Origin of the sequence: Pseudomonas sp. AM14(2022) (assembly GCF_036346455.1) — a bacterium.
Taxonomy (GTDB): Bacteria; Pseudomonadota; Gammaproteobacteria; order Pseudomonadales; family Pseudomonadaceae; genus Aquipseudomonas; species Aquipseudomonas putida_A.
Map to the genome: position 1 here is coordinate 190,699 of NZ_JAOTNY010000003.1, position 26,401 is coordinate 217,099.

Annotated in this window: 23 protein-coding genes; 6 read left to right on the forward strand and 17 right to left on the reverse strand. The window is 60.0% G+C overall.

What is annotated here, in order from left to right:
• Positions 1-413 precede the first annotated feature (413 nt).
• Entirely contained in the window at positions 414-809 is a 396-nt protein-coding gene (locus V3W27_RS07640; RefSeq protein ID WP_330206327.1) for a DUF6124 family protein, read from the forward strand.
• Between the two features lie 63 nt (positions 810-872).
• On the opposite strand, the gene V3W27_RS07645 is transcribed toward V3W27_RS07640, so the two are convergent.
• The 4 genes from V3W27_RS07645 to plsB form a co-directional block, all read right to left on the reverse strand.
• Positions 873-1,562 (reverse strand): DUF4197 domain-containing protein, encoded by a 690-nt coding sequence (locus tag V3W27_RS07645; RefSeq protein WP_086792179.1) that lies wholly within the window; start codon positions 1,560-1,562, stop codon positions 873-875.
• A 21-nt stretch (positions 1,563-1,583) separates the two neighbouring features.
• Positions 1,584-1,982: a YbaY family lipoprotein gene (locus tag V3W27_RS07650; RefSeq protein WP_247269410.1), complete on the reverse strand. Its 399-nt coding sequence runs from the start codon at positions 1,980-1,982 to the stop codon at positions 1,584-1,586.
• 50 nt (positions 1,983-2,032) lie between these two features.
• Positions 2,033-2,719 carry a hypothetical protein gene (locus V3W27_RS07655; protein WP_330206328.1) on the reverse strand — a complete coding sequence of 229 codons (687 nt, stop codon included), beginning with the start codon at positions 2,717-2,719 and terminating at the stop codon, positions 2,033-2,035.
• Positions 2,720-2,816: 97 nt separating this feature from the next.
• Complete coding sequence (gene plsB, locus V3W27_RS07660; RefSeq protein WP_027611015.1) at positions 2,817-5,315, reverse strand: glycerol-3-phosphate 1-O-acyltransferase PlsB; 2,499 nt, start codon at positions 5,313-5,315, stop codon at positions 2,817-2,819.
• Between the two features lie 237 nt (positions 5,316-5,552).
• Here plsB and V3W27_RS07665 point away from each other — a divergent pair, with 237 nt between their 5' ends.
• Positions 5,553-5,762: a cold-shock protein gene (locus V3W27_RS07665; RefSeq protein WP_003222087.1), complete on the forward strand. Its 210-nt coding sequence runs from the start codon at positions 5,553-5,555 to the stop codon at positions 5,760-5,762.
• Between the two features lie 154 nt (positions 5,763-5,916).
• Here V3W27_RS07665 and V3W27_RS07670 read toward each other — a convergent pair whose 3' ends face one another.
• The 4 genes from V3W27_RS07670 to V3W27_RS07685 all read right to left on the reverse strand — a co-directional run bounded on the left by V3W27_RS07670 (position 5,917) and on the right by V3W27_RS07685 (position 11,161).
• Complete coding sequence (locus V3W27_RS07670) at positions 5,917-6,294, reverse strand: hypothetical protein (RefSeq protein WP_330206329.1); 378 nt, start codon at positions 6,292-6,294, stop codon at positions 5,917-5,919.
• 75 nt (positions 6,295-6,369) lie between these two features.
• Positions 6,370-7,179 carry a putative RNA methyltransferase gene (locus V3W27_RS07675; RefSeq protein ID WP_330206330.1) on the reverse strand — a complete coding sequence of 270 codons (810 nt, stop codon included), beginning with the start codon at positions 7,177-7,179 and terminating at the stop codon, positions 6,370-6,372.
• Positions 7,179-8,330 carry a succinyl-diaminopimelate desuccinylase gene (gene dapE / locus V3W27_RS07680; RefSeq protein WP_330206331.1) on the reverse strand — a complete coding sequence of 384 codons (1,152 nt, stop codon included), beginning with the start codon at positions 8,328-8,330 and terminating at the stop codon, positions 7,179-7,181. The genes V3W27_RS07675 and dapE overlap by 1 nt, the downstream gene beginning before the upstream one ends.
• A gap of 239 nt (positions 8,331-8,569) precedes the next feature.
• A complete protein-coding gene (locus V3W27_RS07685) occupies positions 8,570-11,161 on the reverse strand; it encodes a glycosyltransferase (protein ID WP_096795823.1) in 2,592 nt (863 codons plus the stop codon).
• A gap of 214 nt (positions 11,162-11,375) precedes the next feature.
• Between V3W27_RS07685 and tcdA the strand changes: the two genes are divergently transcribed.
• Positions 11,376-12,194, forward strand: coding sequence for a tRNA cyclic N6-threonylcarbamoyladenosine(37) synthase TcdA (gene tcdA, locus V3W27_RS07690; protein ID WP_330206332.1), 819 nt, complete (start codon positions 11,376-11,378; stop codon positions 12,192-12,194).
• Between the two features lie 102 nt (positions 12,195-12,296).
• On the opposite strand, the gene V3W27_RS07695 is transcribed toward tcdA, so the two are convergent.
• The 4 genes from V3W27_RS07695 to V3W27_RS07710 all read right to left on the reverse strand — a co-directional run bounded on the left by V3W27_RS07695 (position 12,297) and on the right by V3W27_RS07710 (position 15,485).
• Complete coding sequence (locus V3W27_RS07695; protein ID WP_330206333.1) at positions 12,297-12,701, reverse strand: SufE family protein; 405 nt, start codon at positions 12,699-12,701, stop codon at positions 12,297-12,299.
• Positions 12,698-13,903, reverse strand: coding sequence for an aminotransferase class V-fold PLP-dependent enzyme (locus V3W27_RS07700; RefSeq protein WP_330206334.1), 1,206 nt, complete (start codon positions 13,901-13,903; stop codon positions 12,698-12,700). The genes V3W27_RS07695 and V3W27_RS07700 overlap by 4 nt, the downstream gene beginning before the upstream one ends.
• 152 nt (positions 13,904-14,055) lie before the next feature.
• Positions 14,056-15,090, reverse strand: a complete 1,035-nt coding sequence (dapD, locus tag V3W27_RS07705; protein WP_139055356.1) for a 2,3,4,5-tetrahydropyridine-2,6-dicarboxylate N-succinyltransferase — start codon at positions 15,088-15,090, stop codon at positions 14,056-14,058.
• 32 nt (positions 15,091-15,122) lie between these two features.
• A complete protein-coding gene (locus V3W27_RS07710; protein ID WP_003222107.1) occupies positions 15,123-15,485 on the reverse strand; it encodes an ArsC family reductase in 363 nt (120 codons plus the stop codon).
• 293 nt (positions 15,486-15,778) lie between these two features.
• Between V3W27_RS07710 and V3W27_RS07715 the strand changes: the two genes are divergently transcribed.
• On the forward strand, positions 15,779-17,410 hold the full coding sequence (locus V3W27_RS07715; RefSeq protein ID WP_027611022.1) for a Na+/H+ antiporter: 1,632 nt from the start codon (positions 15,779-15,781) through the stop codon (positions 17,408-17,410).
• 21 nt (positions 17,411-17,431) lie between these two features.
• Here V3W27_RS07715 and V3W27_RS07720 read toward each other — a convergent pair whose 3' ends face one another.
• The 5 genes from V3W27_RS07720 to map form a co-directional block, all read right to left on the reverse strand.
• Complete coding sequence (locus V3W27_RS07720) at positions 17,432-18,193, reverse strand: hypothetical protein (RefSeq protein WP_223849621.1); 762 nt, start codon at positions 18,191-18,193, stop codon at positions 17,432-17,434.
• Positions 18,194-18,340: 147 nt separating this feature from the next.
• On the reverse strand, positions 18,341-19,033 hold the full coding sequence (locus V3W27_RS07725) for a M12 family metallopeptidase (RefSeq protein ID WP_097086437.1): 693 nt from the start codon (positions 19,031-19,033) through the stop codon (positions 18,341-18,343).
• Positions 19,034-19,196: 163 nt separating this feature from the next.
• Positions 19,197-20,396, reverse strand: coding sequence for a succinyldiaminopimelate transaminase (dapC, locus tag V3W27_RS07730; protein WP_115988116.1), 1,200 nt, complete (start codon positions 20,394-20,396; stop codon positions 19,197-19,199).
• A 121-nt stretch (positions 20,397-20,517) separates the two neighbouring features.
• Positions 20,518-23,220, reverse strand: a complete 2,703-nt coding sequence (locus V3W27_RS07735) for a [protein-PII] uridylyltransferase (RefSeq protein ID WP_098967462.1) — start codon at positions 23,218-23,220, stop codon at positions 20,518-20,520.
• Positions 23,221-23,261: 41 nt separating this feature from the next.
• Positions 23,262-24,044 carry a type I methionyl aminopeptidase gene (gene map, locus V3W27_RS07740; protein ID WP_007964271.1) on the reverse strand — a complete coding sequence of 261 codons (783 nt, stop codon included), beginning with the start codon at positions 24,042-24,044 and terminating at the stop codon, positions 23,262-23,264.
• A gap of 373 nt (positions 24,045-24,417) precedes the next feature.
• Between map and rpsB the strand changes: the two genes are divergently transcribed.
• Together rpsB and tsf are read left to right on the forward strand one after the other, a co-directional pair.
• Positions 24,418-25,155: a 30S ribosomal protein S2 gene (gene rpsB, locus V3W27_RS07745; RefSeq protein ID WP_003222119.1), complete on the forward strand. Its 738-nt coding sequence runs from the start codon at positions 24,418-24,420 to the stop codon at positions 25,153-25,155.
• A gap of 203 nt (positions 25,156-25,358) precedes the next feature.
• Entirely contained in the window at positions 25,359-26,222 is an 864-nt protein-coding gene (tsf, locus tag V3W27_RS07750; RefSeq protein WP_027611027.1) for a translation elongation factor Ts, read from the forward strand.
• The last annotated feature ends 179 nt before the right edge of the window (positions 26,223-26,401 follow it).

A 26,401-nucleotide genomic window follows, 5' to 3' on the forward strand; every position in this document is an offset into this window, starting at 1 on the left:
TGACAGCCGACCAATTTCCCACTGACCGCAGCCAATCCCACTGTGGGAGCGGGCTTGCTCGCGAAGAGGCCCGCCCAGCCACCCAACCTCTTTGGTCTGTTTAAAAATGTTCCAGATAACCAGAACCTTCCCACAAGGTTTTCAGGTTGCCCGTCGGAAGCGCGATCTCTAGCCTGAGTCTGTCGCTGCAAAAATCAGCGACCGGGTTTCGCAGCCCGGTTAAACTTCAGACGCACAGCGTCCATCATCCGAAAGCGGGCGCTTTTTTATGCCTGTGTCATGGCGGTTGTGCGCGGGATACCTTCGGGTATGCCGGGTGCCTGAAGTCCCGGTCTGCGAACCTGCGTACAGCTGCCACCCTACATTCGTTTCGCAGCGAACGGTGGCGGCTCCACTACTTCAGGAGTTCCACCATGTTCAAACACACCCCGAATCCCCCCGAATCCGCACCCGAAACCACCCCCGAACGGCCAACCGACCCCGTCTCGCCCTACGCCTTCCTTGACTCGCGCAAGCTCCACGACGCAGCCCTGCATGCGCTCGATCACTACCTCCTGCCCCAGCCTGAAAAACAGCCCAAACCCGTCACTCAGCCCAGCACAATTTTCACTGTCCTCCCCGAAGTCGATTCCGAAACCCTGCTGGCCCATGCCTGTGAAACGCTGGCCTCGGCCAATGTCATGGCCAGTGAGTTGGCGTTTACCCTGAGCGGCCCGACGTGCAGTCAGCTTCTCGGTATCCAGCAGATGATTTCGCTCGCGGAGCTGTCGGTTAACCGCGTCCTCGATCAGGTGGATCCGCAAGGCTGACCCACAATAAAAAGCCCGCTGACCTTCACCGGTTCAGCGGGCTTTTTCGTGCCGCGGCAAAAATTACAAGGTGCCGAACACTTTCTTCGCCAGACCCGTCGCTGCAGCAGCCGGATTCTTGCGGATGGTTTCTTCCTGTTTGCCGATCATTTCGAACAGGCCATTGAGCGCTTGTTCGGTGACGTAGTTTTCGACGTTGGCGCTCTTCGCATCCACCACGCCGAGGGTCGCGGCCTGGCCGGCGAAGGCGTTGTACTTTTGTGCGACGCCGACTTTGTCGGTGGCTTGTTTGACGATGGGCAGGAACTTGGCGCGGATCTGTTCGCGGCTGGTTTTGTCCAGGTATTGGGTGGCCGAGTCGGTGCCGCCGCTGAGGATGCCCTTGGCGTCGGCCACGGTCATTTTCTTCACGGCGTCGACGAGGATCGGTTGGGCCTGGGTTACGGCGCTTTCTGCGGCCTTGTTCATCGCGGTTTCGAGTTCGTCGACCTGGGCGCCCATGCCGAAGGCTTTCATCTTGCCGGCGACTTTGCCGAGTTTGCCCGGCAGTTCGATTTTCACTTCCGGGTTGTTGCTGAAGCCGCCCGGGGTGCCGAGTTGTTTGACGGCGATTTGCGCGCCTTGGGTCAGGGCGTCCTTGAGGCCGCCGGTGGCATCTTGTTGCGAGAGGTCGCTGAGCGACAGTGCCAGGGCGCTGGCAGAGATCATCAGGCCCGCGCACAGGCCGGCGAAGCGAAGGGTAGGGCGGAGCATGGCAGCTTCCTTGAAAGACAATTAGCGAATGGCGTCGACGCGGATTTTCAGCGGCTGCGGATCGTTGCCGTCCAGTTTCACGGCGTGGTTTTCGGTGGTGATGAACATCAACTCGCCGTTGACTTCGATGCGCGCGCTGACCGAGTAGCGGTGGCCGGGTTTGACCTGGGCCGGATCGTAACTCAAGTGGAACGGCAGCGGCACCTGGCCTTTGGCCGGGCCTTTCTGTTCGTCGAGGACCACCGCCGGGGCGTCGGCCAGCGATACGTCCTGCAGGCTCACGCTCAAAGTCGCGCTCGGTGGCAGGGCGATGCGTTGCAGGTAGAACACTTCGCCGTCGAGGCCGACTTTGCCGGCGGGGGTGGTCGACTGGCAGGCGCTCAACAGGGTGGCTGCGGCGAGAAGGGTGAGTTTTTTCATCGGGGCCTCTGAGACGGTTGCGCCGGAAGAATCCCGGCGCCGAAGGAAATCTAGCGGATTTTGGTGCCAGCGTCAGTGAACAAACGTAAGGGTTTTTCCAGCCACTGCATCAATTTATGAAACGACAGCGCGCTTGTGCTGGGCATCGCGGGAGCCAGTTCGACTTGTTCAGGTGAGATCACAAGACGTTGATGGTAGCGGTTTTCAATACCCGTCAGTGCATAGCGTTTACCGGGTATAACGCTGTCAGGATCATATTTCAGATAAAAACCGGAGACTGACTGTTCGTCTTGTTTGACATGCACCAGCTCAACTTCGGGAGACTCTGCTTCATGCAGACTGATGGTGACCGCTTCTTCTGGCGCAACAATTTCGGCTTCTTGAGCCTCGACATATAGAAAACCGATCGGGCTCAGGTGCAGGGTTTGGCGATGGGGAGTGTTGTTGACAGTGACGAAGTAGTCCTGCTCGATCAGCAAGGGTATTTGGTCATGAAGGATCTGCACATTGACTTGGTACCTGACGCCTACATCGCCGTAGTGATGAGGGAAGTCAAATTTCCAGCCGGCGTCGAAGATCGCAGCACGGTGCCAGTCCTTGATGTTAATAGGCGATTGGGAATTGAATACTTTGACGCTGACAATGGTTTCATTGACACCATCGGCAGGCGCGTGGAATTCGGGCGGTAGACGGAAGTCCAGGATTACTGCGCAAGTTTCTTCGTTTAACAGGCTCATCTCGATATCCGTATCGTGATTGGTGGGTTGCGCCTATTAATCCATGAATCAACTAACGGGGCCATTGAAGTGCGCGCCCGTTAGTTGTCAGCAAGTTTCAGACTTGTGGTGTATCCGCTGTTTCGGCGGCATCTTCACTGCGATGCAAGGCCACTTGACGAATCGACAGACGAATCTCCGCCGGCAACACCCGTTTGGCAGCGCCTTCGGCCAGTTCGCCGAGCAGTTCGTGGTAGCTCAGCTTGCCCGCTTCGTCGCGGCGCAGCACGTCGAGGTCGAGCAGGGTCTGGATGAAGTGGCGGAACAGGCTCTTGTCGAAGAACTCCGGGGCGTTCAAACCGTGGAGGATCGACAGGCGCTGGGCCATGACCGTGCACAGATCCTCCAGCTCTTCGGCGCTGATGCTGTTCTGGCCGCTGTTGAGCAGCAGGGACACGGTCATGTAGAAGCGCTGCAGGGTCTGCGCGATGCTTTTCGACAGCAGGGTCAGCAGGACAAAGTGCCGCGAACTTGGCGCCGGACGCATGTATACGTCCTTCTCGAAACGCAGCAGGCCTTGCTCGACGAAAGCTTCCAGCCATTGATCGACCACGCCGTCCAGTTCCTCCAGGCTCCAGCGAATGAACAGCTCCGATTGCAAGTACGGATACAACGCGCGGGTGTAGCGCAGGATCTGTTCGCGGCTCATGCGCGAGGTGCTCTGGAAGAAGCTCGCCAGCAGCGCCGGCAAGGCGAAGATGTGCAGCACGTTGTTGCGGTAGTAGGTCATCAGGACAGCGTTCTGCTCGTCCAGATAGAGAATCTTGCCCAACGCATCGTTCTGTTCGGACAGCAGATCCATGTCCTTCACATGCTCTATCAGCGCACGGCCATCGCCTTCCGGCAGGGTCGTGTGCGGCGAGTAAGGGACTTTGCGCAGCAATGCCAGATACAGGTCCAGCACCCGCGCCATGGCTCGATCGTCCAGCGCCAGGCGGGTGGTCGACAGCAGCGCCAGCGCCACCAGGTTGACCGGGTTGATCGCCGCTGCTTCGTTCAAGTGCTGCGCGACTTTCTCGCCAAGGCGGTTGGTGGTCTCGTTGAGCCACGCCGGTTTGTACTGCGGGCCGAGTTCCTGCTGGCGCCAGTCTGGCTGTTCGCTGTCGAGGAATTCCGCGAGTTTGATCGGCTCGCCGAAGTTCACCGCGACCTGACCGAAGCGTTGCTTGAGCGCACCGATGACTTTGAAAATGTCGAAGATCGACTCTTTCTTCTTGCTCGCGCCACGCAGTTCGCCGAGGTAGGTCCGGCCTTCCAGCACGCGCTCGTAACCGATGTACACCGGCACGAAGACAATTGGCATGCGCGACGAGCGCAGGAAGCTGCGCATCGTGATCGCGAGCATGCCGGTCTTCGGTTGCAGCATGCGTCCGGTGCGCGAGCGGCCGCCCTCTACGAAGTATTCCACCGGGAAACCTTTGGTGAACAGGGTGTGCAGGTATTCGTTGAACACCGAGGTGTACAGCGGATTGCCCTTGAACGTGCGGCGCATGAAGAACGCGCCGCCACGGCGCAGCAGGCTGCCGATCACCGGCATGTTGAGGTTGATCCCGGCGGCGATGTGCGGCGGGGTCAGGCCGTTGCGGAACAGCAAGTACGACAGCAACAGATAGTCGATGTGGCTGCGGTGGCACGGCACGTAGATCACTTCGTGACCCTGGGCGACCTTCTGCACGCCTTCGATGTGGTTGACCTTGATCCCGTCGTAGATCTTGTTCCAGAACCAGCTCAGCACCACTTCGAGAAAACGGATCGCGGTGTAGGTGTAGTCCGAGGCGATCTCGTTGCCGTAGCGCAGGGCCTGAGCCTTGGCTTTTTCCGGGGAGATGTTCTCGCGTTCGGCTTCGTCGAGGATCGCTTGCTTGACCAGTGGCTGGTTGAGCAGGCCTTTGACCAGGTTACGACGGTGCGAGATGTCCGGGCCGATGACGGCGGCTTTCAGATTGCGGAAGTGCACGCGCAGGATGCGCTGGGCCATGCGCACGGTGCGTTCGTGGCCCTTGTTGTGCTCGATCAGTTCGCGCAGGTGAATCGGCGCGGAGAACTGCACGCGGGTCTTGCGCCCCAGAACGATGATGCTCAGCAGTCGACGCAAGCGCCCGGTGACCGCCCAGCTGTCGGCGAACAGCAGCTTCCACGGACTGTTTTCGCTGTCCGGCGACTGGCCCCAGAACACGCTGACCGGAATGATCTGCGCATCTTCGGCGGCGTTCTGGGTCAGGGCGCTGACCAGACGGGTCAGGGTCGGCGGTGCGCCGCGCTTGTCCTGACGACCGAGCCAGTCCGGATCCGGCGTCAGGTAGAAAAACGCCGCCGGTTCGATCAACGGCCCCACCGACACCGGCAGCACCGGACGCGGCAGACCGGCCTTGGTGCACTCGGTGTCGACCACCGCCAGATCGGTGAGCGAAGGGTTTTGCAGGACGTAGAACACCGGACGACTGCGGTCGAGGTTGAGGGTGAACGACGACTGGTTGATCGTCTCCGAGCGAACCCAGAGGTACAACAGTCGGCGCAAGGTGCCAAACACAAGACGGCGGAACGGGGAACGGGTCATACGGCTTCTGCGTGAGTGAATAAAACCGAGCGTTTGCTCGGGAGGTCGACAGTTTGCCGTATTCACCGAAAATCGGCAAAAAAGCGGCGAAGTAATCTCCTGTTGAGACTTTTTGCGCCTGTCATATACTCGGCAATCTGTCGCCGGGGCCCTTTATGGACGTCGGGCGCAGTCTGACGTTCCGCAAAGGCTTTCCTGCGAAAAGCCTGTTCAATAATAAAAAAGGAGTATGAACAGATGGCAACACGTGAAACCGGCAACGTGAAGTGGTTCAACGACGCCAAGGGCTACGGCTTCATTCAGCGCGACGACGGGGTGGACGTGTTCGTGCACTACCGCGCGATTCGCGGGGAAGGGCATCGGTCGCTGACTGAAGGTCAGCAGGTTGAGTATGCGGTGGTGACGGGGGAGAAGGGATTGCAGGCTGAGGATGTGGTAGGTCTGTAACACAACCCTCCAAAACATCCCAAAACCACTGTGGGAGCGGGCTTGCTCGCGAATGCGTCGTGTCATTCAGCACATCTGGAGCTGATACACCGCATTCGTCGGAACGCCGCCCGGAGCAAGCCCGCTCCCACATTTGGATCTGTGTTGCCCGGGATTACGCGGTTTTCCAGGTGATCTCTTCTTCACCGTCGGCGCTGATGCGAATCCAGCGATCAGCCGTTTCCTCACCCTCTTCCTCGACCCACGTGCCCGGTGCGCAACGCACCTCGACGTTCAGCGCGGCGAAAGCTGCACGGGCGCAGGCGATGTCGTCGCCCCATGGGGTCGCGTCGCTTTCCAGGTACAGGCTGTTCCACTTGCCCACGGCTTTCGGCAGCCAGGTCACCGGGATGTTGCCGGCCTTGCACTTGTAGGTCTGACCTTTCTGTACCCAGTCGCTGCACGGGCCCAGAGCCTCACCGAGCCAGGCGGAAATCGCCTTGTGGTCGACGTCGGCGTCTTTCAGGTAAATCTCGATATCCGGTTGGCGCATGGATGTCCTCACTGCGGGTCTGAAAAATCCATTCGCGGATTTAGCCGGCCCCGGGCACTTGCCCGAGACCAAAAGTTATTGAAGAACGAAATAATCGTAGCGCATCGATACGGTGGTCACGAACGGCTCGGCCTGTTCGATCACGGCGGCGCGGCGTTCGGCACTGGCGCGCCAGCCGTGGGGCGTCATCGCCAACAGGTTGGCGCGATCCTCGGGCTTGTCCAGCGTCAGTTTGAATTCCAGGGTTTCGCTGTGCGCCAGCGCCATACCTTCGGGCACTAATGCCAGATGCTTGTCGTCGGTGTATTCGCGCACTTCGTCGTACAGGCGTTCGCGCAGTTCCATCAGGTGGCCGCTGGTCGGGCCGACCTTCATCAGGCCGCCGCCGACGCTGAGCAGGCGCTTGGCTTCTGCCCAGTCCAGAGGGCTGAAAACGCTGGCGAGAAACTGGCAACTGCCCGACGCCAATGGCACGCGGGCCATGCTGGCGATCAACCAGGTGATTGCCGGATTACGCTTGCAGGCGCGTTTGACCGCCTCGCGGGAGATGTCCAGCGCGTAGCCATCGGCGTCCGGCAGGGCATCGGCAATCTGTGCGGTGTAGTAACCCTCACCGCAACCAATATCGACCCAACGTGCCGGCGTATAACTTGCCGCCAGCTCGGCCAGACGCTTGGCCACCGGCGCGTAATGCCCGGCGTTCAGGAAGTCGCGGCGCGCCTCGACCATCGCCTGATTGTCGCCAGGATCACGGCTGTTCTTGTGTTGCACCGGCAGCAGGTTCAGATAACCCTGCCGCGCGCGGTCGAAGCGGTGGCCGGCGGGGCAGACCACACCGTTATCGACGCTGTTCAGCGGTTCACTGCAGATCGGGCACGCGAGCATCAGGCGAGCAACTTGATCAGGGTCTGGTAGTAGATCTCGGTCAGCACGTCGAGATCGGCCGCCAGCACACGTTCGTTGACCTGGTGAATGGTTGCGTTGACCGGGCCCAGCTCAACCACTTGCGTGCCCATGGTCGCGATGAAACGGCCATCGGAGGTACCGCCACTGGTCGACGCCTTGGTCTCGCGGCCGGTGATGTCCTTGATGCTCGACGACACCGCGTCGAGCAGCGCGCCTGGCTCGGTGAGGAACGGCAGGCCGGACAGCGCCCAGTCGATGTGCCAGTCCAGACCGTGCTTGTCGAGGATGTCGGCCACGCGTTTCTGCAGGCCTTCGACGGTGGATTCGGTGGAGAAACGGAAATTGAACACCGCCACCAGATCACCCGGGATCACGTTGGTCGCGCCGGTGCCGGAGTTGAGGTTGGAAATCTGGAAACTGGTCGGCGGGAAGAAATCGTTGCCGTGATCCCAATGCTCGGCAGCCAGTTCGGCCAGTGCCGGGGCGGCGAGGTGGATCGGGTTTTTCGCCAGATGCGGGTAGGCCACGTGACCCTGCACGCCGCGCACGGTGAGTTTGGCGCCCAGAGAGCCACGGCGACCGTTTTTCACCACGTCACCGACCAGCGTGGTGCTCGACGGTTCGCCGACGATGCACCAGTCCAGACGTTCCTTGCGCGCCACCAGACGTTCAACCACCGCTTTGGTGCCGTGGTGGGCCGGGCCTTCTTCGTCGCTGGTGATCAGAAACGCGACCTTGCCCTTGTGGTTCGGGTAGTCGGCGACAAAACGCTCGGCGGCCACGGTCATCGACGCCAAGCTGCCTTTCATGTCCGCTGCGCCGCGACCGCAGAGCATGCCGTGCTCATCGATCAGCGCGTTGAACGGGTCGATCTGCCAGGCGGTCACCGGACCGGTCGGCACCACGTCGGTGTGGCCGGCGAAGCACAGCACCGGGCCGTCGTCGTTGCCGTGGGTGGCCCAGAAGTTATCCACATCTTCGATGCGCATCGGCTCCAGGGTGAAACCGGCATCGCCCAGGCGCTGCATCATCTGCTTCTGGCAATCGGCGTCGACCGGCGTCACGGACGGACGGCGGATCAGGTCGATGGCGAGTTGGAGGGTCGGCGAAAGGTCGGCGTGGGCCGTCATGGAAAACTCCGGAGTCATGAATGTGGGCGCGGATTGACTGTAGGAGTGAGCCTGCTCGCGATTGCGGTGTGTCAGTCAACTTAAACATTGATTGTTACACCGCAATCGCGAGCAGGCTCACTCCTACAGGGGATAGTGTTCGGTCAGTCAGACCGTTATCACGCCAAGCCCCGCAAAATGGCGGTTATCTTAAAGCAAAACGGCGACCATTGGCCGCCGTTTAGTGGATCAAAGAGGAATTAGACGACAGGCGCCGGTTCAGGCGCTGTCGCAGGTTTTGGCAGCGACGAGAGGAACGCCATGATCAGCGCGGCCAGGTATGGCAGCGACTGCACCAGCAGCATTGCGACCCAGAAGCGCATGTCGTTGCTCGGAATGCCCTGCACCAGGTAGATCCCCAGCGCCGCGCCCCACAACAGCAGCATGATGAACAGCTCTTCGCGCGCTTCGGAAATCGCCACCCAGAAACCATGGTTGTCGGCGTTTTTCGGCGTGCGGAAGAACGGAATGCTGCTGGTGAAGAAGCCGTACAGCACCGCTTTGGCGATGGTGTGCGACAACGCCAGGCCAGCCAGTGCGGCGCAGAACGCATCCTTGAGGTTCACGCCGACGGCGCGACGGTAGAGGAAGATGATCTTGCCGACCTTGAACACGAACAGCGCCAATGGTGGGATGGCGAAAATCAGCAGCGGCGGATCGACCCGTTGCGGCACGATGATCATCGCCGCCGACCACAGCAGGGCGCCGACGGTGAAGAAGATGTTCATGCCGTCCGCGACCCATGGCAGCCAGCCCGCGAGGAAGTGGTAACGCTGGCCACGGGTCAGTTCGGTGTCCTTGCCGCGCAGCAGGCTGCGGGTGTGGCGCTTGATGATCTGGATCGCGCCATAGGCCCAGCGGAAACGCTGCTTCTTGAAGTCGATGAAGGTGTCCGGCATCAGACCCTTGCCGTAGCTGTCGTGGTAATACGCCGCGGACAGGCCTTTTTCGAACACGCGCAGGCCGAGTTCGGCGTCTTCACAGATGCACCAGTCGGCCCAGCCCAGCTCTTCCAGAACCGAACGGCGGGTCATGGTCATGGTGCCGTGCTGAATGATCGCGTCGCGGTCGTTACGGGTGACCATGCCAATGTGGAAGAAGCCCTTGTATTCGGCGTAGCAGAGCTTCTTGAAGGTGCTTTCGTTCTGGTCGCGGTAATCCTGCGGCGACTGCACCACGGCGATTTTCGGATCGGCGAAGTGCGGCACCATGTGCTTGAGCCAGTTCGGATGCACGCAGTAGTCGGAGTCGATCACCGCGATCACTTCGGCGTCCTTGGCGGTGTGCGGAATCAGGTAGTTCAGCGCACCGCCCTTGAACCCGGCCAATGGCGCAACGTGGAAGAACTTGAAACGCGGACCAAGAGTCGCGCAGTAGTCGCGCACCGGCTCCCACACGGCCGGGTCTTTGGTGTTGTTGTCGATGATCAGGACTTCGTAGTCCGGGTAATCGAGGGCGGCCAGGGCATCGAGGGTCTGTTTGACCATCTCCGGCGGCTCGTTGTAGCAAGGGACGTGGATCGAGACTTTCGGCCTGTAGTCCGAGTCGCCCACCACCGGCAGGAATTCACGCCGGCGCTTGTGGGTCCAGACCGCTTCGGCCAGTTCATGCGCCTCGGTCAGCAACACGATAAACACCCCGAGCGCACCCAGTGCCAGGAGGAAACCCACCGTCAGGCTGAACCACGTGCTGTATTGCTGGCTGTAGTCGTAACCGATCCACACCAGCACCGAACCGCAAAGGAACGCGATAAAGGTCAGGAAGGTGCGGCCACGCTGGCGCAGGGCCGAGCCGTCGATCATCAGCAGGGTCAGCGACAGCAGCGCCAGCACCACCGAACCGATGGCCAGCACGCGCCATTGCGGGATGGCGACCACCGGGCCTTCGAAGTTGAATTTCTGCTGGCGCGCGGCGTTGAACACGCCCCAGTAGGCGCCCACCGAACCTTCGTCACTGGCCTTCCACGGCTGGTCGAAGGCTTCGATCACGAAGTAGTTGAAGCCCTGACGGTTGAGTTTGTTGACCAGCGTACGCAGATAGATAGCCTGATCCGCCGGCGACGCATCGGCGCCACCGCGCATGCGCCCATTGCTCGGCCAGCCGACTTCGGACAGCAGCAACGGTTTTTTCGGGAACAGCTTTTTCAGGTCGCGGGCACGGTCGAAGACGAACTGTCCGGCCTTGTCCACGGGGATGAATTCCCAGTACGGCAGCACGTGCGCAGCGATCAGGTCGACGTGCTTGGCCAGTTCCGGGTGTTCTTCCCAGACGTGCCACTGCTCGGAGGTGGTCACCGGCACTTTCACCGCCGCGCGCACGCGATCCAGCAGCACGCTCAGTTGCTCGGCAGTGATTTCCTTGCGGAAGATCGCCTCGTTACCGACCACCACGCGAACCACGCTGCGCGAAGTATTGGCCAGTTCGATGGCGCGCTGGATCTCGCGCTCGTTGCGTTCCTGATCGGGGCTGATCCAGATCCCGAGGGTCACGCGCAGACCGAACTCTTCCGCCAGTTTCGGGATGTCCTGCAGCGAACCGTCGACCGAGTAGATGCGGATGTTGTCCGTCAGCTTGCTCATGATCTCCAGGTCGCGACGCATTTCGTCGTCAGTCGGATACTGATCCTTCTGCGGGAACTGGCCCTGCTGGAATGGCGAATAGGAAAAACCGGAGATCTGTTCCGGCCAGTTGGGCGCGGAGACCGGGCGGTTGATCAGCGCCCAGAAACCGGTGAACAGGGCGGCGATTGCCAGAACCACCACCAGGTTGAGACCAAATTTACGCGATGACATAGCTATTTCGGGTTCCAAAGGCTGTGGAACGAAGGAACGGATCGGCTTACGCCAAAAGGGCGCGAATCCTACACCGGCAGTTCACTGCTCGTACACCGGGCAGGAAAATGCCCGACATTGGGCAGCCGACTTTGACTTAAGTTCTTACACTTGTAGCTCGAAGCTTAAAACTTGTCGCTGCGTAGCCCTATAATGCGCGCCGGTTTTTGGGGTAATGGTCATGAGTACAGAAGATCCGCGGTTTGCAGGCATCGCCCGTTTGTATGGCATCGAAGGCATGGAGCGCTTGCGCGCGGCCCATGTGGCGATTGTCGGCGTCGGTGGCGTCGGTTCCTGGGCGGCGGAAGCCATGGCCCGCTGTGGCGTCGGCGAGATTTCGCTGTTCGACCTCGACGACGTCTGCGTCAGCAACGCCAACCGCCAGTTGCACGCATTGGACAGCACTGTCGGCAAGCCCAAGGTCGAGGTGATGGCCGAGCGTCTGCGCGGGATCAATCCGGATTGCAAAGTGCATGCGGTGGCGGATTTCGTCACCCGCGACACCATGGCCGAGTACATCACGCCGAACATCGACTGCGTGATCGACTGCATTGACGCGGTCAACGCCAAGGCGGCGCTGATCGCCTGGTGCAAGCGCCGCAAGATCCAGATCATTACCACCGGCGGTGCGGGCGGGCAGATCGATCCGACGCTGATTCAGGTCTGCGACCTCAACCGCACGTTCAATGACCCGCTGGCCTCGAAAGTGCGCTCGACGTTGCGTCGTGATTATGGCTTTTCGCGCACCGTGACCCGGCATTACAGCGTGCCGTGTGTGTTTTCCACGGAACAGCTGCGTTATCCGAAACCGGATGGCAGCATTTGTTTGCAGAAGAGTTTTGTCGGCGATGGCGTGAAGCTGGACTGCGCCGGCGGGTTTGGCGCGGTGATGATGGTCACGGCGACGTTCGGCATGGTCGCGGCGACCAAGGCGGTGGACAAGATTGTGGCGGGTGTGCGGCGGCCAGCGGATCGGGTGAAGCCTCAGGTTTGATTCTGGGGCTGATGGCCTCATCGCGAGCAGGCTCACTCCTACAGGGGGACGCATTCCAATTGTAGGAGTGAGCCTGCTCGCGATGGCTGCGAAGCAGGCGCTTTATTTAGCCAACTTATTCATCCGCTGGAGCACGGCATTCAAGCCATTACTGCGCGACGGCGACAACTGCCGCGAAAGTCCCAGCTGATTGAACCACTCGGGCAAATCCACCTGCCGCAACTCGGCAGCGCTCAAGCCGTTGACCCGCAACAGCAGCAACGCCACCAACCCACGAATCATCCGCGCATCGCTGGCAGCGCTGAACTGCCAGTGACCGTCCTGCAACTCACCCATCAGCCACATTTGGCTCTCACAGCCATGCACCCGGTTGGCTTCGCATTTGTCCGCGTCATCCAGCGGCGGCAGACGATCGCCAAACTGCATCAGCAACCGCGCCCGTTGTTCCCAACCGGCGGCATTCTGAAAGGTCTGCAGCGCTTCGGCGGCGGCGAGCGGCAGGCTCATCGCAGCAACTCCAGGGCCTGATCCAGCGCTTCGAAGAAACGCTCCAGATCCTCGGAGTCGTTGTACAGCGCCAGTGACACGCGAATAGCCCCGGCCAGTTCGAAGCTTTTCAGCAACGGCATGGCGCAGTGATGCCCGGCGCGCACGGCGATACCTTGCTCGGTCAGCAAGTGCGCCAGATCGGCGTTGTGCACGCCCTCGACGACGAAACTCGCCAGCGCCAATTGCGGCTTGCCCAGCAGACGAATGCCGTTGCGCGCGGCCAGGCCTTGCAGCAGGTAAGCGTGCAGCGCAGCTTCGTGGGCCGACACCGCGTCCTGATCCAGGCCAGCCAGATAATCGAGGGTTGCGCCGAGGCCGATCACGCTGGCAATCGGCGGCGTGCCCGCCTCGAAACCCAGCGGGGCAGGGCGGAAGCGTGCATCGTGATAGTTGGCTTCCAGCACCATTTCGCCGCCGAACTGCCACGGCCGCAGTTGCTCAAGCGCCTTGTTGCGCCCGAATAGCACGCCGAGGCCATCGGGGCCGTATAGCTTGTGGCTGGAAAACACATAGAAGTCGCAACCCAGCGCCTGCACATCGTGGCGACCATGCACCACACCCTGGGCGCCATCGACCACGGTCAGCGCGTTCTGCGCCTTGGCCATCGCCAGCAGCGCCGGCAATGGTTGCCAGGCACCGAGCACGTTGGACAGCTGACTGACCGCCAGCAAGCGAGTGCGCGGGGTGATCAAACGCACGGCGGCGCCGAGGTCGATCACGCCGTCGGCGTCCAGCGGCAGGATCACCAGTTTCAGCTCGCGACGCTGTGCCAGTTGCTGCCACGGCAGCAGGTTGGCGTGATGCTCCAGGGCGCTGATGACAATTTCATCGCCCGGGTGGAAAAGATGTTCCAGGCCATAGGCCAGGAGATTCAGCGCACTGGTGGCGCCATGGGTGAAGATGATCTGCCCGCTGTCACCGGCATTCAGCCACTGGGCAACCTTGAGCCGACTGTCTTCGAACGCCTGCGTCGCGTGGGCGCCGGGCAGATGCTGCGCACGGTGCACATTGGCTGCGCCGTTGGCGTAGTAATGCGTCAGTGCGTCGAGCAGGGCCTGGGGTTTTTGCGTGGTGGCGGCGTTGTCCAGATAGGTCTGGTCTTGCCGTTGCAGGGCGGCGATGGCCGGAAAGTCGGCGCGCCACGGGGAGGGAATCATCACAGTTTTCAGCCCTGGTGAAGAGGGGCGGGATGTACGCCGAACCTTGTGGGAGCGGGCTTGCTCGCGAATGCGTCCTGTCAGTCAATAAGTTGCTGAATGACACTACGCCTTCGCGAGCAAGCCCGCTCCCACAGGGGGGATCATGTGGCTGCTTAGTTGTGCGCGTGCAGCGCTTCGTTCAGCTCGATCGCCGATTTGTGGGTCTTGCACTCCACGGCACCGGTTTCCGAGTTGCGACGGAACAGCAGGTCGGTCTGACCGGCCAGCTCGCGCGCCTTCACCACCTTGACCAGGTTGTTGTGCTCGTCCAACAGCGCGACCTTGGTGCCGGCGGTCACGTACAGGCCCGACTCGACGGTGTTGCGGTCGCCCAACGGGATACCGATACCGGCGTTGGCGCCGATCAGGCAGCCTTCGCCCACCTTGATCACGATGTTGCCGCCGCCCGACAGGGTGCCCATGGTCGAGCAGCCGCCGCCAAGGTCCGAACCCTTGCCGACGAATACGCCAGCGGAAACGCGGCCTTCGATCATGCCCGGGCCTTCGGTGCCGGCGTTGAAGTTGATGAAGCCTTCGTGCATCACGGTGGTGCCTTCGCCCACGTAAGCGCCCAGACGCAGACGTGCAGCGTCAGCGATACGCACGCCGGCCGGAACCACGTAGTCGGTCATTTTCGGGAACTTGTCCACCGAGAACACTTCCAGCAGCTCGCCGCGCAGACGCGCTTCCAGTTGCATTTCGGCCAGTTCGCTCAGGTCGATTGCACCCTGGCTGGTCCAGGCCACGTTCGGCAGCAGCGGGAAGATCCCGGCCAGGCTTACGCCGTGTGGTTTGACCAGACGATGCGACAGCAGGTGCAGCTTGAGGTACGCCTCAGGCGTCGAGGTCAGTTGTGTGTCTTCGGCCAGCAGGGTGGCGACCAGTGGCTTGTGGCTCTCGGCCAGACGGGTCAGCAGCTTGCCTTGAACGGCGTCGATGCCTTTGACCGCTTCAGCCAGTTGCGCAGCCTGCGCAGTGGTGAAGGTGATGGCCTGGTTGCCTTCGGTGTAACCGAGGATCGGCGCAACAGCGGCGACCAGTTCGGCCGACGGGTTGAGCAGTGGCTGAGCGTAGAACACTTCCAGCCAGGCGCCTTGACGGTTTTGCGTGCCGACACCAAAGGCGATGCTGAACAGAGAGTTGGACATGTGAATACCTCTAGCAATAAGTGACGGGCTGCTTACTTGAGTGCGGCCGCGTAGATGTCTGGCTTGAAGCCAATCAGGGTTCGGTCACCGAGATCGAGCACCGGGCGCTTGATCATCGAGGGTTGAGCGAGCATCAGTTCGATGGCTTTCGACTGGTCGAGATCGGCTTTACGTTCGTCGTCGAGTTTGCGAAAGGTCGTGCCTGCACGGTTCAACACCGTTTGCCAGCCGTGCTCGTCACACCATTGGGTCAGGTGCTCACGGTCGATACCGGCGGTTTTGTAGTCATGGAAGTCGTAGCTGACAGCGTGTTCATCGAGCCAGGTGCGCGCCTTCTTCATGGTGTCGCAGGCTTTGATGCCGAAAAGGTGCAACGTTTTACTTGAAACGGTCAAGGAATCGCCCCCTTTACAGGTGCTGGAAAAAAATGGTGTCGGATTATGCCATGACCAAACGGTTTCGCGGCGCCTGAGGTTTATATGCTTGCAGATTACCCTGTGGGAGCGGGCTTGCTCGCGAAAGGGCCGTTTCTGTCGAAATCATTACTCAATGACCCACCGCCTTCGCGAGCAAGCCCGCTCCCACAGGGGATCTGCGACAGGGCTGCGACATAGGTGCAAACGCCAGACGCATCCTAAGCGGCTAATATGGCAGTTCAACGCTGTCGATTGTCTGAGATTTCCGCTTTATGCAAACCGCTTATACCGTCCTGATCCTGCTGATGCTGGTCAGCGTTTCGCGGCTGGTCGGACGGGTCGTCCCGCTGCCGCTGCCCCTCGTGCAAATCGCCGCCGGTGCCTTGCTGGCCTGGCCGACACTGGGCCTGCACGTCGCGCTGGACCCCGAATTGTTCCTGTTTCTGTTCTTGCCGCCGCTGCTGTTTTCCGACGGTTGGCGCATGCCCAAACGCGAATTCTGGCATCTGCGCGGGCCGATCCTGACGCTGGCGGTTGGCCTGGTGCTGTTCACCGTGGTCGGCGCCGGTTACTTCATTCACTGGCTGTTGCCGAGCATTCCGCTGCCGGTGGCCTTCGCGCTGGCCGCCGTGCTCTCGCCGACCGACGCCGTGGCGGTCTCGGCGATCTCGCAGAACCGCTTGCCGACACCGCTGATGCACATCCTGCAAGGCGAGGCGTTGATGAACGATGCCTCGGGTCTGGTGACGTTCAAGTTTGCCTTGGTGGCGGCGGTGACCGGGGTGTTCTCGCTGGCCAATGCCAGCCTGACGTTCGTACTGGTGGCGGTCGGGGGCTTGGCCGTCGGCGTCGCGCTGAGCTGGCTGGTCGGGCGCTTGCGCGCGTGGATGATTGCCCGGGGCTGGGACGATCCGGCCACCCACGTGGTGTTCATGTTGCTGCTGCCGTTCGCCGCCTATGTCTTGGCCGAGCGACTGGGCGCTTCGGGGATTCTTTCGGCTGTCGCGGCGGGGATGATGCAGAGCTGGCTCGATCTGCTGCCGCGGCAGACCAGCACCCGGCTGCTCAATCGCAGCGTCTGGTCATTGCTCGAATTTGCCTTCAACGGCCTGATCTTTCTGCTGCTGGGTCTGCAATTGCCGGACATCATCAAGGCCGTGGTCAGCCACGAACCGACGTTGTGGCCGACGCTGATGTATCGCGGCCTCGACGTGGTGGCGATTTTCCTCGCGCTGGTGCTGTTGCGCTTTATCTGGGTACAGAGCATCTGGCGTTTGTCGGTGCTGCTGCGACGGCTGCGCGGCAAGGGCGACCTGACGCAAGTGCCGACCGCTCGATCCTGCTGGTTGCTGACTGTCGGCGGAGTGCGCGGGGCGGTGACGCTGGCCGGTGTGATGTCGGTACCGATGTTGATGGGGGCCGAGGCGTTCCCCGAGCGTGATCTGCTGATTTTCATCGCCGCCGGGGTGATTCTGTTGTCGCTGATTTGCGCCTGCATAGCCTTGCCGTTGCTGTTGCGCGGCATCGAGAAAAGCCCGGACGACAAGCGCCGTCAGGAAGTGCGCGACGCCTGGCGCAAGACCGCCGAAGCGGCGATCCATGCGCTGGAAACCGAAGAGGTCGGCCCGCAGGATGCGGCGCAGGCCGCACTCTCGGCGGAACTCAAGGCGCGGATCATGTCCGAGTATCGTCATCAGCTCGACGTGTTCAATGATTCGGCCGAAGCCCAGGCGCTGGCGTTCCAGATGGATCTGCTGGAACGCCGCTTGCGCTTGAAGGCGTTGCGGGCGCAGCGCCTGGAGTTGTATAGCCTCAGTCGTCAGCACCAGATCGGTGATGACGTGTTGCGTGAGGTATTGGGTGAGCTGGATTTGAGTGAGGCGAATCTGGGTCAGGTCAAATAGCCTGACACGGACCTGATGCGCTCACTCACTCGCGGGGCAGGGATAAGCGTTCGCCATGAAGATTTTGTCCTTTTCGCTGAGATCCAGATTAATGAAGAGCTGGAAGTCTCCGATGGTCCAGGACTGGCTGATGCGATAGTGCATGATCGACTTTGGATCGTATTCCGAATAAATGCTTTCGTCGGGATTGCCGCGGTCAAAGTACCAGTCGTGCAGGCGTTTGCGCGTCACGCTGGCCTGGGAGTCGTCTTCTTCCGGGTCGGCGGTGATTCCAAATTGTGCATAGATGGCTGGCTTGTCCCAGGGAATATCTGCCGTGGGATTGGTCTGTTCATGCTCCGCGCCCAGCATGTGACCGAACTCATGCATGACATTGGCTGCGAAGTAACGTGGCAGACTCGGATGCGGCCACAGTGTCATGGTCGGCTCATCGGGGTGTAGCAGAGCATCCGTACCTATCCGGGAGGAAAACGTTCCTTCCTGACTGAGTATGCGGATGTCGCCCACTTCACCTTCAACGAAATCGAATTTCAAGTTGATGTGCGGCAACCAGTTGCTGGCAGCGGCAATGGTCGCGTCCTTGAATTCCTGCGTACCGTTGAGGAAGGCGATGCGGAGAGTGCTGCCGGGAGTCCAGAATTTTGCCGGATTGTTTTTAGCCCACATTTTACTGAACCTCCGAAGTGCATTTGATGTTGCGGGAGGTGCGTGTGGTTTCGGTTTTTTTGTTTGGCTGAAGCCGGGTTGAGTGCATAACTGAACATCCATGTTTTCGTTCGTCATATGTAACTTCTCGGGCTGCTTTTTGTTCCCGAAAAGTCGCTTTGAATGAAGGATGCTAGTTGCTGCGCCTGAGCAGGTAAATTGGATATGTGTACGATTTTATGACGGATTACCGTGCCAACAGAACTGGCACGGTAAAGATGTGATTCAACGTGGGTAAATCAACCGCATGAGCTGTTTGTCTTTATCACTGATTTCGCGATTGATCGGATTCGCCCAATTGCCAAGCGTCAAATTGTTGGGAACAGGATGGTGCATGATGGATTTTCGATCGTATGGCAAGTAAAGCGCGTCGGCATCGTCAAAAGGCGTAAATATATTGTCGTCAACTTCGGCTCGCGACAGTGGATTCATCGGTCTGTTCTGGTAGTAGTTGTAAACATTTTCTTTATTCCAGGGGATTTGCGCCTTGGGGTGCTGGTGTTCGTGCATCGCGCCGAGTGCGTGGCCAAACTCGTGGATGACGACCGTCTCGAAGTCTTCGTGTTCGGGGTCGATGCCAAGGTTCATGGTTGGCGTGTCAGGAAACATATCCAGTGCATCGGTACCCAGAAATGAGCTGTTCACCACACCCTCGGTGGCGATTCGGATCTCACCCTCTACGCCTTCAACGAACTCAAACTTCAAACTGATATAAGGAAGCCATTTTTCGGCGGCGGCAATGATTTTATCTTTGTGTTCCGGAGTTGGGTTGTCCATGAAAGCTATTTTCAGAGTGTGTCGGCTTGGCCAAAGTTTGTCGTAGTGTACCAACGAGCGTTTTTTTCGGCTGTTGTTAAGGGCGCTGGATTTGAGTTCTTTAGCCGGTTTTTGCAGCGTGCAATATTGAAAGTTGTCCATGCTTTGTCTTGCTCCTTGATTTGTCTTTTTGGTTGTTTCGCGCATGCAAAAAACCACTGCGCGAGATTAAGCTTCGGGCAGTGTCTGGAGTAGTCGTAAAGTGGTTTTAAATGTAACTTGAGGGGTATGTCCGTGCCAGATGACTGGCACGGATATTAAAAACTCAGTGTTGGCGGGTGATGAAGTCGCGGATCCGTTCTGCAGCTTCAACACATTCAGCCAAAGGCGCAACCAGTGCCATGCGCACGCGCCCGGCGCCCGGATTCACGCCGTCGACCTCGCGCGACAGATACGAGCCTGGCACGACAGTCACATGTTCCTGCTCGAACAGGTCGCGGCAGAATGCGGCATCGTCACCGGCCACGTTCGGCCAGAGGTAGAAGCTGCCGTCCGGACGCTGTACGTCCATCACCGGGCTGAGAATTGCCAGCACTGCGTCGAACTTCTCGCGGTACAGCGCACGGTTGGCGCGTACATGCACTTCGTCATTCCACGCCGCAACGCTGGCCAGTTGGGTTTGCACCGGCATCGCGCAACCGTGGTAGGTGCGGTACAGCAGGAAACCCTTGAGGATATCCGCGTCACCGGCGACGAACCCGGAGCGCAGGCCCGGCAGATTGGAGCGCTTGGACAGGCTGTGGAACACCACGCAACGCTTGAAGTCCTTGCGGCCCAGTTCGACGCAGGCGCTGAGCAGGCCCGGCGGCGGGGTCTGTTCGTCGAAGTACAGTTCGCTGTAGCACTCGTCGGCGGCGATCACGAAGTCGTATTCGTCGGCCAGGGCGATGAGTTTTTTCAGTACATCAACCGGGATCAGTGCGCCGGTCGGGTTGCCTGGCGAGCACAGAAACAGGATCTGGCAGCGTTTCCAGATGTCCGGTGACACGGCGTCGAAATCCGGGTTGAAGCCGTTTTCGTCCAGGCAAGGCAGGTAGTGCGGCTTGGCCCCGGCGAGGAACGCTGCGCCTTCGTAGATCTGATAGAACGGGTTCGGGCTGACCACCAGTGCATCGTCGCCACGGTTGACCACAGTCTGGGTGAAGGCGAACAGCGCTTCGCGGGTACCGTTGACCGGCAGCACATTGCGCGCCGGATCGATCCAGCCGCTCGGTACGCCAAAACGACGTTCGCACCAGCCGGCGATGGCTTCGCGCAGGGCCGGGATGCCGAGGGTGGTCGGATACACCGCCATCTGATCCAGATTGTTCGCCAGCGCTTCGGCGACAAAGCTTGGCGAGCGATGTTTCGGCTCGCCGATCGACAGGGCGATCGGGCGTTTGTCCGGGTTCGGCGTGACCGTGCCAAGCAGCGCGCGGAGTTTTTCGAACGGGTAGGGCTGGAGCTGGTTCAGAGCGTTGTTCATGGGGGCCTCGTTCAATGTGGGAGCGGGCTTGCTCGCGAAAGCGGTGTGTCAGTGAATGATGTGTTGCCAGACACACCGCTTTCGCGAGCAAGCCCGCTCCCACAGGGGGGGAATTGCTGGATCAAATACTAATGCGCGAAAGCTTGATATCCGGTTCCTGATTGACGCTCAGTTGCTCGACGATTGCGTCCTGCAGGCGACTGCACAGCAGCGGGTCGGAGAGCGGCTGGTTGTGGGCGTCGGTGATGAAGAACACGTCTTCTACGCGTTCGCCCAGGGTCGCAATCTTGGCGTTCTGCAGCGACAGGTCGAACTCGAGGAAGATCCCGCCGATCCGTGCCAGCAGGCCCGGGCGATCCGGTGCCGTCAGTTCCAGCACTGTCACCGGACGCTGGGCGTCGTTGTGGATCGTCACCTGCGGCGCGAAGGCGAAGTGCTTGAGCTGGCGCGGCACCCGGCGCTGGATGATCGTCGGGTAATCGTCAGGATTGCGCAGCGCTTCGGTCAGACCGTCGCGAATCTGTTTGACCCGCGCCGGGTTGTCGCCGATCGAGTCGCCGTCGGTATCGAGCACGATGTAGGTGTCGAGGGTGAACTGGCTGCTCGAAGTGATGACCCGGGCGTCGTGAATGTTCAGGTTGAGCTGGTCCATCGCGGCCACGGTCACGGCGAAGAAGTCGTGCTGGTCCGGGGCGTAGATGAAGATCTGCGTGCCGCCCTCGAACTCGCGCTGGGTGGTTTCCTTGATCAGCACCAGCGGACCGCCATCAGCCGGCTGCTGCAGGATCGCGTCACTGTGCCAAGCCACGTCGCCGGCGGTGTGACGCAGGAAATAGTCATCGCCCAACTGCGCCCACAACTGTTCGACGTCGTCCGGATCGGTGCCGCCGCGCACCAGGATGTCCAGCGCCGCACTCTGGGTCTGGCGGATCTGCTCTTCGCGATCCACCGGATTTTCCAGGCCACGGCGCAGAGCGCGTTTGGTCTCGGTGTAGAGCTGGCGCAGCAGGCTGGCGCGCCACGAATTCCACAGGGTCGGGTTGGTGGCGTTGATGTCGGCCACGGTCAGCACATACAGGTAATCCAGACGGGTTTCGTCGCCGACGATCTGGGCGAAATCGTGGATCACCTGCGGATCGGACAGATCCTTGCGCTGTGCAGTGGTCGACATCACCAGGTGGTTCTGCACCAGCCAGACGATCAGGCGGCTGTCCCACAGCGGCAACTGATGGCGCTGGCAGAACGCTTCGGCATCGACCGCGCCGATGTCGGAGTGGTCGCCATGCCGGCCCTTGCCGATGTCGTGATACAGGCCGGCCATGTAGATCAGTTCGGGCTTGGGCAGTTTGGCCATTAGCTTGGCGGCCAACGGGAATTTTTCCGACACCTGGGTGTACTGCAACTTACGCAGGTGCTTGATCAGGTTCAGCGTGTGCGCATCGACCGTATAGATGTGGAACAGGTCGTGCTGCATCTGCCCGACGATGAAACCGAACTCCGGCAGATAGCGCCCGAGGATGCCGTAACGGTTCATCCGGCGCAGGTTGCGGTGTACACCGATCTTGCACTTGAACAGCTCGATGAACAGGCTGGTGTTGCGGATATCGTTGCGGAAGTTGTCGTCGATCAGGTGCCGGTTCTCGCGCAGCAGACGAATGGTGTCGGCGCGCACGCCTTTGATTTCCGGCTGCTGGGCCATCAGCACGAAGATCTCGAGCATGGCGAACGGCGTGCGGCGGAACACGTTGTCGTTGCGTGCTTCGATGTAGCCGTCGTGCAGCTGGAAGCGCGAGTTGATCGGCTGCGGCGGTGCTTCGTCTTCCGGGGCGAGGATCACTTCCTCGAAGTGCTGGATGATCAGGTCGCTGAGCTGGGCGATGCTCATGACCACGCGGAAGTACTGCTGCATGAAGTTTTCGACGGCCTGTTTGGCGTCGTCGCCTTCAAAACCCAGCAGGCCGGCAATGGTTCGTTGATGATCGAACAGCAGACGGTCTTCCGAGCGCCCGGCGAGCATGTGCAGGGCGTAACGCACTTTCCAGAGGAATTCCTGGGACGACGCCAACAGGGCGTTTTCGCTCTCGACCAGGAAACCTTCACCGGCGAGGGCGCGCAGGTTCAGGGTGCCGTACTGACGCCGGGCCACCCACAGAATCGTCTGGATATCCCGCAGGCCACCGGGCGAGCCTTTGACGTTGGGTTCCAGGTTGTATTCGGTGTCGTTGTACTTGTGGTGACGGGCCTTTTGCTCGGCGCGTTTGGCCAGGAAAAACTCCTTGGCCGGCCACATATGCGCGGTGCTAGTGACATCGAGCATGCGCTGGCGCAGGCGTTCGGGGCCGCAGATGGTGCGGCTTTCCATCAGGTTGGTGACCACCGTCAGGTCGGCGCGGGCCTCTTCGGCGCATTCGTCGACCGAGCGTACGCTCTGACCGACTTCCAGGCCGATGTCCCACAGCAGCGTCAGAAAACGCTCGATGGAATCGCGGAAGACTTCGTGATCGGCGCTGTCCAGCAGGATCAGCAGGTCGATGTCGGAATAGGGGTGCAACTCACCCCGGCCGTAGCCGCCGACCGCGACCAGCGCGATGTCAGCGTCTTCGCTCCAGTTGAACTGCTCCCAGGCTTTTTGCAGGATGTTGTCGACGAACCACGCACGGTCTTCGATCAGTCGGCGGATGTCGCGGCCGCTGCGAAAACGCGTGTCGAGGACCTCGCGCGCCTGGCGGATCGCCTTCTTGAACGCCGCGATGGGACTCGCTTTCAGGGCCAGTTCAGCCTGGAACTGGCCGCGGTCGAAGAGTTCGGGATCCACCTGCGGCATCGATTGGCTTTCCTTCTATAGGGCTGGGAGCGTTCTTGGGATCAGGCCGAGACGCGCGGGATGGTGTCGTCGGCGCGCAGGGTGAAGATCTCGTAGCCGGTGTCGGTCACCAGCAGGGTGTGTTCCCACTGCGCCGAGAGTTTGCGGTCCTTGGTGATCGCGGTCCAGCCGTCGCCCAGTACCTTGGTGTCGGCCTTGCCCTGGTTGATCATCGGTTCGATGGTGAAGGTCATACCGGCCTTCAGTTCCATGCCGGTGCCGGCGCGACCGTAATGCAGGATCTGCGGCTCTTCGTGGAACACCTTGCCGATGCCGTGGCCGCAGAACTCGCGAACCACCGAGAAACCGTTCTTTTCCGCGTGCTTCTGGATGATTTCACCGATGTCGCCGAGGCGGCAGCCAGGTTTGACGATTTCGATCGCCTTGTACATGCATTCCTGAGTGACCTGCGACAGGCGTTCGGCCCAGACCGGCACTTCGCCAACGTGGAACATGCGGCTGGTGTCGCCGTGGTAGCCGTCCTTGATCACGGTGACGTCGATGTTCAGCGTGTCGCCATTCTTCAGCGGCTTGTCATTCGGGATGCCGTGGCAGACCACGTGGTTGATCGAGGTGCAGATCGACTTCGGGTAGCCCTTGTAGTTGAGCGGAGCAGGGATGGCCTGCTGCACGTTGACGATGTAGTCGTGGCAGATCTGGTTCAGTTGATCGGTGGTCACGCCCGGTTTGACGTGTTCGGCAATCATTTCCAGCACATCGGCGGCCAGTTTGCCGGCGACACGCATGCCAGCGATGTCCTCGGGGGTTTTGAGGTTGACGGTCATACAGGCTCTCTCTGCGCTCGGCGGCGCTTGCTGATACGGATAGGGTGGCAGGTGTGCGTTTTGCGACCCTGAAAAACGCGATTCTAACAGACGAAAGGCGCAAATCCGCGCCTGCGTGCATCGCGTCTGTCTATACAATGGTGCGCTTGAAGGCGATTCCAAGGGGGCTGCGCCCATGTCCCTGGTGCGATTGCAGATTCCGGGTTCCGTTTCTGTGCACCCTGTGGTATAAAATGCGCCGCTTTCCGGGGATGCCCCGAAAAGCTTAAATCCACACACGTGTCGACACGATGACCTGGGTGCTTTTGGCTTTATGCCACTGGTTGGTCATTGGGATACGTGGAGGCCAAACCCGACTTATTAAGGAACTATCATGTCCCAAGTCAACATGCGCGATATGCTGAAGGCCGGTGTGCACTTCGGTCACCAAACCCGTTACTGGAATCCGAAAATGGGTAAGTACATTTTCGGCGCGCGTAACAAGATTCACATCATCAACCTTGAAAAAACCCTGCCAATGTTCAACGAAGCTCTGACTTTCGTAGAGCGTCTGGCCCAGGGCAAAAACAAGATTCTGTTCGTCGGCACCAAGCGTTCCGCTGGCAAGATCGTTGCTGAAGAAGCAGCACGTTGCGGTTCGCCGTACGTCGATCACCGCTGGTTGGGCGGCATGCTGACCAACTTCAAAACCATTCGTGCTTCCATCAAGCGTCTGCGTGACCTTGAAGTTCAAGCCGAAGACGGTACCTTCGCCAAGCTGACCAAGAAAGAAGCGCTGATGCGCTCCCGTGACCTGGAAAAGCTGGATCGTTCGCTGGGCGGCATCAAGGACATGGGCGGTCTGCCAGACGCACTGTTCGTGATCGACGTTGACCACGAGCGCATCGCGATCACCGAAGCCAACAAGCTGGGCATCCCGGTCATCGGCGTTGTCGATACCAACAGCAGCCCGGAAGGCGTTGACTACATCATCCCAGGCAACGATGACGCAATCCGCGCTATCCAGCTGTACATGGGTTCGATGGCTGACGCAGTGATCCGTGGTCGCAACAATGTTGCTGGCGGCACTGTTGAATTCGCAGCTGAAGAAACTCAGGCTGCAGCTGAGTAATCGACGCCCTGGCGTTGACTCAGTAAGCAAAAAGGGGGCTTGGCCCCCTTTTTGCCACCTCGAAAACCGTTTGTTGGCGCCCACTTGTGGCAGCGCACCTCCTGCATTTGTAACGTGCAGCAGCTACAAGGTGTTTCGGGAAGAATTGAACGCCCGTTCGATCGGGTGGAATGGTTGAAAACCTATCCAAGAGGAATTTGAAAATGGCAGCAATTACTGCAGCGTTGGTTAAAGAACTGCGCGAGCGTACCGGCGAAGGCATGATGGACTGCAAGAAAGCCCTGGAAAAGGCTGACGGCGACATCGAAAAAGCCATTGATGACATGCGTGCTTCGGGCGCGATCAAGGCTGCGAAAAAGGCTGGCAACGTTGCCGCTGAAGGCGCAATCGCAATCAAGGACGACGGTAAAGCTGCCGTTATCCTGGAAGTGAACTCGCAGACCGACTTCCTGGCTCTGCAAGACGACTTCAAAAACTTCGTCGCTGCCAGCGTTGAAAAAGCTTTCGCTGACAAGCTGACCGACGCTGCTCCGCTGATCGCTTCGCAAGAAGCTGCTCGCGAAGCACTGGTTGCCAAAGTAGGCGAGAACGTCAACATCCGTCGTCTGGCCCGTATCGAAGGTGACGTTGTCGGTTCTTACCTGCACGGCAACAAGATCGGCGTGGTTGTGGCTCTGAAAGGCGGTGACGTCGAGCTGGCCAAAGACATCGCGATGCACGTAGCTGCCAGCAACCCTGAGTTCCTGCTGCCTTCGCAAGTTTCGGCTGAAGCGATCGAGCGTGAAAAAGCTGTGTTCCTGCAGTTGAACGAAGAGAAGATCAAAGGCAAGCCAGAAAACATTGTTGAGAACATGGTCAAAGGCCGTATCAGCAAGTTCCTGGCAGAAGCAAGCCTGGTTGAGCAGGCGTTCGTCAAGAACCCTGAAATCAAGGTTGGCGAGCTGGCCAAGAAAGGCGGCGCAGAAATCGTTTCCTTCACCTACTTCAAAGTAGGCGAAGGCATCGAGAAGCCGGTCGACAACTTCGCTGAAGAAGTTGCTGCCCAGCTGGCTGCCGCCAAGCAATAAGACGGTTTTTCAACTGTCGCCCGAAAGAGGCTGCCCGCTCACGCGCGCAGCCTCTTTTCAGATGGGGTTACCATTTTTTAATTGGTTTCCACTGGGAACTGACTTACAAAGCCAGGTTCCGATGGCGCTGAAGCAGCGCCAAGCTAGAGTGAACGGCAGCTGTAAAACAGCTTGCACAG